The 3,812-nt window shown below is 38.5% G+C and carries 4 protein-coding genes and 1 tRNA gene; all 5 read left to right on the top strand.

Features of this window, described 5'->3' with window-relative positions:
• The coding region (locus RLO81_RS18995) for a phosphoribosylformylglycinamidine synthase subunit PurQ (RefSeq protein ID WP_350115549.1) at nt 1-1,604 on the top strand (1,604 nt) is incomplete at its 5' end.
• A gap of 86 nt (nt 1,605-1,690) precedes the next feature.
• A tRNA-Gln gene (locus tag RLO81_RS18990) sits at nt 1,691-1,763 on the top strand.
• 61 nt (nt 1,764-1,824) lie between these two features.
• Nucleotides 1,825-2,757 carry a ribose-phosphate pyrophosphokinase gene (locus RLO81_RS18985; RefSeq protein WP_350115547.1) on the top strand — a complete coding sequence of 311 codons (933 nt, stop codon included), beginning with the start codon at nt 1,825-1,827 and terminating at the stop codon, nt 2,755-2,757.
• Nucleotides 2,758-2,778: 21 nt separating this feature from the next.
• The gene (locus tag RLO81_RS18980) at nt 2,779-3,441 is read left to right on the top strand and encodes a 50S ribosomal protein L25/general stress protein Ctc (protein ID WP_350115544.1); all 663 of its coding nucleotides are present in this window, start codon (nt 2,779-2,781) and stop codon (nt 3,439-3,441) included.
• Nucleotides 3,442-3,510: 69 nt separating this feature from the next.
• Nucleotides 3,511-3,812: aminoacyl-tRNA hydrolase (pth, locus tag RLO81_RS18975; protein WP_350115541.1), on the top strand; the 302-nt coding region annotated here is incomplete at its 3' end.

Below are 3,812 nucleotides of genomic sequence, written 5' to 3'. Positions count from 1 at the left end.
AAACTGCCAGATTATATCAAGCTGTTCAAAGCCTGAGTGAGTTTGCTACAGAATTGGGAATTAATATCCCAACAGGTAAAGACTCACTTTCAATGACACAAAAATACCCTGATGGTAAAACTATTTATTCTCCAGGTACAGTAATCATCAGTACCGTTGCTGAAGTGAGCGATGTCACAAAAACACTTAGTCCGAACCTAAAAAAGACAAGGGATTCAGAAATACTTTATATTGACCTGTCTGGTGATAGCTTTGAATTGGGAGGAAGTTCATTCGCCCAGGTGAGAAACAAGCTTGGTTCTAAAGCTCCAACAGTCAAGAGCTCGGAATACTTTAAAAAGGCTTTTCAAGCAATACAATCTTTAATTATTGATGGTAAAATTCTTTCCGGACATGATATTTCTGCTGGTGGTATGCTCACTGCGTTGTTGGAAATGACTTTTGCGAATAAAGAAGGTGGTTTAAGCATCGATTTAAACAGTATTAAAGAAAATGATTTAGTAAAAATACTCTTCAGTGAGCAGCCAGGTCTCATTTTAGAGGTTGAAATTGGCAGTTCATTAGCACAAAAATTAGATCAAGAAGGAATCCAATATCAATTAATTGGAACAACTACTTCCAACAGAAAAGTTGAGATAACTAAAAATGCAGAACAACTCTCTTTCAATATTGATGAGATGAGGGATATTTGGTACAAAACATCACACCTTTTGGACAGAAAACAAAGTGGTGAAAAACATGCCGACCAGAGGTTTAACAACTATAAAATACAGCCTTTAACCTATAATTTTCCTGCACATTTTACTGGAAGCCTAAAAGATTCAGGCTTAGACCTGGATAGAAAAAAACAGTCGGGCATAAAGGGAGCCATCATAAGGGAAAAGGGTGTAAATGGTGATAGAGAAATGGCCTGGGCCATGCACCTTGCAGGTTTCGATGTGAAAGATATACACATGACCGACCTCATTTCAGGGCGTGAAGACCTTTCAGATGTAAATATGATTGCCTTTGTGGGTGGCTTTTCAAATTCAGACGTATTGGGTTCTGCCAAAGGCTGGGCAGGTGCATTTTTATATAATGAAAAGGCAAAAAACGCCCTAGAGAAATTCTATGCAAGAAAAGATACGTTAAGCTTAGGGGTGTGCAATGGATGCCAGTTAATGATGGAACTCGGACTACTTTATCCTGAACTAAGCAATCACCCGAAAATGCATCATAATGGATCAGGCAAATTTGAATCAGCATTTATTAACATTGATATACCTAAGAATAACTCCATAATGTTGGAGACACTATCAGGAAGTAAATTGGGCGTTTGGCTAGCACATGGTGAAGGCAGGTTTATTTTACCTCAGAGTGAAGATGCTTATAATATAGTATCGACCTATTCTTATAAAAATTATCCGGGAAACCCGAATGATAGTGATTATGCTGCCGCAGCCGTTTGCTCGAAAGATGGTCGTCATTTAGCAATTATGCCACATTTGGAACGATCTATTTATCCTTATAATTGGCCAGATTACCCTTCTGACAGGGCAGATGAGGTTTCACCTTGGATAGAGGCCTTTGCAAATGCCAGAAAATGGGTGGAGAAAAATTCTTAATTGTAAATGAAAATAATTAATCTAGGATTTACTTTTTAATATTTTCAGATTACATTTGCAATCCCAAAATAAAGGGGAAGCAAAACTGCCCGATGGTGTAACTGGCAACACGTCTGGTTTTGGTCCAGAAGAGTCTAGGTTCGAGCCCTAGTCGGGCAACTTTAAAAAGGGCGATCCCGAATGAAGTCGGGATCGCCTTTTGTTTAAAAAAACATACGATATGTCATCGGTTAAAATATTTTCAGGACACGCAACTAAGTATCTAGCAGAAAAGATTGCACAATCTTACGGCAAACCGCTTGGTGAAGTAACCCATCAGACTTTCAGTGATGGTGAAATGTGCCCTTATTTTTCCGAATCAGTTAGAGGCTGTGATGTATTTATTATTCAATCTACCTTCCCTCCTGCTGACAACTTCATGGAGTTGTTATTATTGATAGACGGAGCGAAAAGAGCAAGCGCCAAATATGTAACTGTAGTGGTTCCTTACTTTGGGTATGCCCGACAAGATAGAAAAGATAAGCCAAGGGTGGCGATTGCAGCTAAGCTAATGGCTAATCTCTTAACAGCAGCAGGTGCAGATAGAATTATGACATGCGACTTGCATGCCGATCAAATACAAGGCTTTTTTGATATTCCACTTGATCATTTAGATGGTACTTCCATTTTTATTCCTTATTTAAAAGCTCTAAACCTGGATAATATCATATTCGCATCGCCTGATGTGGGGGGTGTAAAGAGAACAAGGGCATTCGCGAAATTTTTTGATGCTGAAATGGTTGTGTGTGATAAGCACAGAAAAAGAGCAAACGAAGTTGCATCAATGCGTCTGATTGGTGATGTTGAAGGTAAAGATGTGATTATGGTGGACGACCTGATTGATACAGGTGGAACCATGTGCAAAGCCGCAGCTTTATTAAAAGAGAAAGGAGCTAATTCTGTAAGAGCTGTTGTAACTCATGGTGTACTTTCTGGCAAAGCGTATGAGAACATTGAAAATTCCGTGTTAGAGGAATTAGTGATTACTGATTCACTTCCGTTGAGAGGCGAATCATCAAAAATTAAAGTATTAACAATTGCTGATCTTTTTGCAAAAGCAATTAGAAAGATTCATGACCATGAATCAATCAGCTCATTATTTATTCAAGCGTAATTATTAACTAAATATACAATTATGAAAACAGTTGAGATTATAGGGTATAACAGAGCAAATCTCGGCAAATCTGAGGCCAAGAGGCTTAGAGCTGAAGGCCATGTACCATGTGTAATTTATGGTGGAGAAGAGCAAGTTCATTTTTATGCACCTGCCATCCTTTTCAGAGAATTAATTTACACAGATCAAGCACATTTTGTTCACTTGAACATTGAAGGAAGAGAGTTTGAAGCAATTTTACAGGATGCTCAGTTTCATCCGGTAAGTGAAATTCTTCTGCACGTAGACTTCTTGCAAATGTTCGCTGGAAAAACTATCAAAATGAACATTCCAGTGCATTTTGAAGGCAACTCTCCTGGTGTGGCTAAAGGTGGAACCTTAATTAAGAAAAGAAGACATTTAACTGTTAAGGCCCTTCCAAAAGATCTACCAGAATTTATTACAGTAGATTTAGCTAAACTAGACTTTGGTAGAGCACTTAAAGTTGGTGAAATTGAAGAAAACAACTTCGAAATTCTTGATTCTAAAATTGCTTCTGTTGCTGTGGTTGAAATACCAAGAGCACTTAGAGGTAAGTCTGATGAGGAAGAAGAAGAGGAAGGCGTTGAAGAAGGCGCAGAAGGTGCTGAGGCTCCTGCCGCTGAAGGTGGAGAAGCTCCAACAGCTGAAGGAGGAGAGGCTTAATCTTCAATTTTTAGAAAATTCGAAATCCTGTCTTGATGTGTCAAGGCAGGATTTTTTTATTTTGCTGGTATGAAATATTTGATTGTAGGACTTGGGAACATCGGAGCTGAATACGAGCTTACGAGACATAACATTGGCTTTTTAGTGTTAGATAAGCTGGCTGACGACCATCAGACAACGTTTAAAACTGAAAGATATGCGAATGCTTGTTCAATTAAGTATAAAGGAAGGCAACTCCATCTTATTAAGCCTACAACCTATATGAACCTTAGCGGGAAGGCTGTAAATTACTGGATGAAAGAGCTTAAAATACCAAAAGAAAACATCTTAGTGATTGTCGATGATATTGCCTTTCCCTTTGGAAGTTTAAG

This window comes from Fulvivirga sp. (assembly GCF_040220315.1).
GTDB lineage: Bacteria > Bacteroidota > Bacteroidia > Cytophagales > Cyclobacteriaceae > Fulvivirga.
Note: the sequence above shows the minus strand (reverse complement) of the source record. Positions and strands in the feature narration are given on the sequence as shown.

Excerpts from the sequence above, each read along its gene's own strand:
- RLO81_RS18980 (WP_350115544.1), top strand. The coding sequence starts at position 2,779 with ATGAAAACAGTTGAGATTATAGGGTATAACAGAGCAAATCTCGGCAAA.
- RLO81_RS18985 (WP_350115547.1), top strand. The coding sequence starts at position 1,825 with ATGTCATCGGTTAAAATATTTTCAGGACACGCAACTAAGTATCTAGCA.